Here is a 3,200-nt window from a genome sequence, read left to right as displayed (position 1 = left end):
ATCAAGATGGTTGTCACCCTGATCGCTCCGATCGCCATGGAAGATGGCCTGCGCTTCGCGATCCGCGAAGGCGGCCGTACCGTTGGCGCCGGCGTGGTTGCCAAGATCATCGAATAATATCGGTTGATCTTCCCCTTTCAGGCCGGCATAATGGTCGGCCTGATTTTGCTTCAGGCCAGTAGCTCAATTGGCAGAGCGGCGGTCTCCAAAACCGCAGGTTGGGGGTTCGATTCCCTCCTGGCCTGCCAGATTTCCCAAGTAAATCTGGCTTTTCTTCACGAGATTCCTAACAGATGAATGCCAAGGCAGAAGCCAAAGAATCACGTTTTGATCTCTTGAAATGGCTCTTGGTTGCCGTTCTGGTTGTGGTTGCCGTTGTGGGCAATCAGTACTTTTCGGCTCAACCAATCCTGTATCGCGTTCTCGGTATTCTCGTTCTGGCGGTGATCGCTGCTTTCCTGGCTCTGCAAACGGCCAAGGGGCAGGCCTTCTTTAGTCTTGCTAAGGAAGCGCGCGTCGAGATTCGCAAGGTCGTATGGCCGAGTCGTCAAGAAACAACTCAGACCACGCTGATTGTGGTCGCGGTAGTGCTGGTAATGGCGCTGCTGCTGTGGGGGCTCGATTCCCTGCTGGGTTGGTTGGTTTCCATGATTGTAGGTTAAGGGTGCGCCGTGGCTAAGCGTTGGTACGTTGTGCATGCATACTCGGGCTACGAGAAGCATGTCATGCGCTCGCTGATCGAGCGTGTCAAGCTTGCTGGCATGGAAGAAGAGTTCGGCGAGATTCTGGTTCCCACCGAAGAAGTGGTGGAGATGCGGAACGGCCAGAAGCGCAAGAGCGAGCGCAAATTCTTCCCTGGCTATGTGCTGGTTCAGATGGAAATGAACGAAGGTACCTGGCACCTGGTGAAGGATACCCCGCGTGTCATGGGCTTCATCGGCGGGACCGCCGACAAGCCGGCTCCGATCACCGATCGTGAGGCTGATGCAATCCTGCGTCGCGTGGCCGATAGCGGCGACAAGCCCAAGCCGAAGACCCTGTTCGAGCCGGGCGAGACCGTTCGTGTCATCGATGGTCCTTTCGCCGACTTCAATGGTGTCGTCGAGGAAGTTAACTACGAGAAGAGCCGGATCCAAGTGGCCGTGCTTATCTTTGGCCGCTCTACCCCGGTGGAGCTGGAGTTCAGTCAGGTCGAAAAGGTCTAGCTGAAAACGCATCCCTCACCCCGCAGCCCAAGGCTGCGGGGTTTTGTCGTCACTGGGATAAACGCGAAAGCAACCGGGGAGCCTTCAGGCGCTTGTACCCGAATTTGGAGTAGCAAATGGCTAAGAAAATCCAGGCTTATATCAAGCTGCAAGTAAAGGCCGGTCAGGCCAACCCGTCGCCGCCGGTCGGCCCTGCCCTGGGTCAGCACGGCGTGAACATCATGGAATTCTGCAAGGCGTTCAACGCCAAGACCCAAGGCCAAGAGCCGGGCCTGCCGACTCCTGTGATCATCACTGTTTACAGCGACCGTAGCTTCACCTTCGAAACCAAGAGCACCCCGGCTGCCGTCCTGCTGAAAAAAGCAGCTGGCATCACCAGCGGCTCCGCTCGTCCGAACTCCCAGAAAGTCGGCACCGTTACCCGTGCCCAGCTGGAAGAGATCGCCAAGACCAAGCAGGCTGACCTGACCGCTGCTGATCTGGACGCTGCTGTACGTACCATCGCTGGCTCCGCGCGCAGCATGGGCCTGAACGTGGAGGGTGTGTAATGGCTAAGCTGACCAAGCGCCAGAAGGCGATTGCCGAGAAAGTAGTTGCCGGCAAGCAGTACAGCTTCGAAGAGGCCGCCAAGCTGCTGGCCGAGCTGTCCACCATCAAGTTCAAGGAGTCCGTGGACGTTGCCGTGAACCTCGGCGTCGATCCGCGTAAATCCGACCAGGTCGTTCGTGGCGCCACCGTCCTGCCGAACGGCACCGGCAAGAGCGTCCGCGTTGCCGTCTTCACCCAGGGTCCGGCTGCCGAAGCCGCTCTGGCTGCCGGCGCCGACAAGGTGGGCATGGACGAGCTGGCTGCCGAAATGAAAGGCGGCGACCTGAACTACGACGTTGTCATCGCTTCCCCGGATGCCATGCGTGTCGTCGGTCAGCTGGGCCAGATCCTCGGCCCGCGTGGTCTGATGCCGAACCCGAAAGTCGGCACCGTGACTCCGGACGTCGCTACCGCCGTGAAGAATGCCAAAGCTGGTCAGGTACGTTTCCGTACCGACAAGAACGGCATCATCCACAGCTCCGTCGGTAAGGTCGATTTCGAACCGGCCAAGCTGCAGCAGAACGTTGAAGCGCTGCTGGCCGACCTGAAGCGCCTGAAGCCGTCCTCGTCGAAAGGCGTGTACGTCAAGCGCGTGACCCTGAGCACCACCATGGGTCCGGGCCTGCAGATCGACCTGGCTTCCCTGGAAGCCTAAGTGAAATCGTGCAGCGGGTTCTGCCCGCTGCACAGGTATTGGGGTCCCTGCCTGGCGGGGGCTATCCAAGACCGTAGGTGGCGCAAGCCTTAAACCACAAGCCTACGCAGATGGTGCTCCCGATTCGGTTACCGAATCAGACACCAAAACGACGTCCGGCCCCGGCTGGACGAAACGGTAACATCCAGGAGTAAACCCGTGGCAATTAAACTCGAAGACAAGAAGGCCATCGTCGCTGAAGTCAACGAGGCTGCCAAAGCTGCCCTGTCCGCTGTCGTGGCCGATGCCCGTGGCGTGACCGTAGGCGCCATGACCGGACTCCGTAAAGAGGCCCGCGAAGCTGGTGTGTACGTGAAAGTCGTACGTAACACCCTGCTCAAGCGCGCCGTTGAAGGCACCCAGTTCGACGTGCTCAACGACGTGTTCAAAGGCCCGACCCTGATCGCTTTCTCCAACGAACATCCGGGCGCTGCCGCTCGTATCTTCCGTGAGTTCGCCAAGGGTCAGGACAAGTTCGAGATCAAGGCGGCTGCCTTCGAGGGTCAGTTCCTCGCAGCCAATCAGATCGACGTACTGGCAAGCCTGCCGACCTACGACGAAGCCGTATCGCAGCTGATGAGCGTGATTCAGGGCGCTACCAGCAAGCTGGCTCGTACTCTGGCGGCCATTCGCGACCAGAAAGAAGCTGCTGCCGCCTAAGTCGGCTCGCAAGCGCTTTCAATCTTATTTGTTTAATACGATGGCCGCAGGCC

5 protein-coding genes, 1 tRNA gene and 1 pseudogene are annotated in these 3,200 nt (G+C 58.9%); all 7 read left to right on the top strand.

What is annotated here, in order from left to right:
• Window positions 1-117, top strand: a pseudogene (locus FFS27_RS30895) (elongation factor Tu); the annotation flags it as partial.
• A 55-nt stretch (window positions 118-172) separates the two neighbouring features.
• Window positions 173-248, top strand: a tRNA-Trp gene (locus FFS27_RS30890).
• Window positions 249-293: 45 nt separating this feature from the next.
• Complete coding sequence (gene secE / locus FFS27_RS30885) at window positions 294-662, top strand: preprotein translocase subunit SecE (protein WP_003108030.1); 369 nt, start codon at window positions 294-296, stop codon at window positions 660-662.
• A 9-nt stretch (window positions 663-671) separates the two neighbouring features.
• A complete protein-coding gene (nusG, locus tag FFS27_RS30880) occupies window positions 672-1,205 on the top strand; it encodes a transcription termination/antitermination protein NusG (protein WP_003108028.1) in 534 nt (177 codons plus the stop codon).
• 116 nt (window positions 1,206-1,321) lie between these two features.
• Window positions 1,322-1,753, top strand: a complete 432-nt coding sequence (gene rplK, locus FFS27_RS30875; RefSeq protein WP_003093751.1) for a 50S ribosomal protein L11 — start codon at window positions 1,322-1,324, stop codon at window positions 1,751-1,753.
• Complete coding sequence (gene rplA / locus FFS27_RS30870) at window positions 1,753-2,448, top strand: 50S ribosomal protein L1 (protein WP_003093749.1); 696 nt, start codon at window positions 1,753-1,755, stop codon at window positions 2,446-2,448. The genes rplK and rplA overlap by 1 nt, the downstream gene beginning before the upstream one ends.
• 198 nt (window positions 2,449-2,646) lie before the next feature.
• Window positions 2,647-3,147, top strand: coding sequence for a 50S ribosomal protein L10 (gene rplJ / locus FFS27_RS30865; protein WP_003093748.1), 501 nt, complete (start codon window positions 2,647-2,649; stop codon window positions 3,145-3,147).
• Window positions 3,148-3,200 lie beyond the last annotated feature (53 nt).

It is taken from the genome of Pseudomonas sp. 2VD (assembly GCF_005503585.1).
Taxonomy (GTDB): domain Bacteria; phylum Pseudomonadota; class Gammaproteobacteria; order Pseudomonadales; family Pseudomonadaceae; genus Pseudomonas; species Pseudomonas aeruginosa.
Note: the sequence above shows the minus strand (reverse complement) of the source record. Positions and strands in the feature narration are given on the sequence as shown.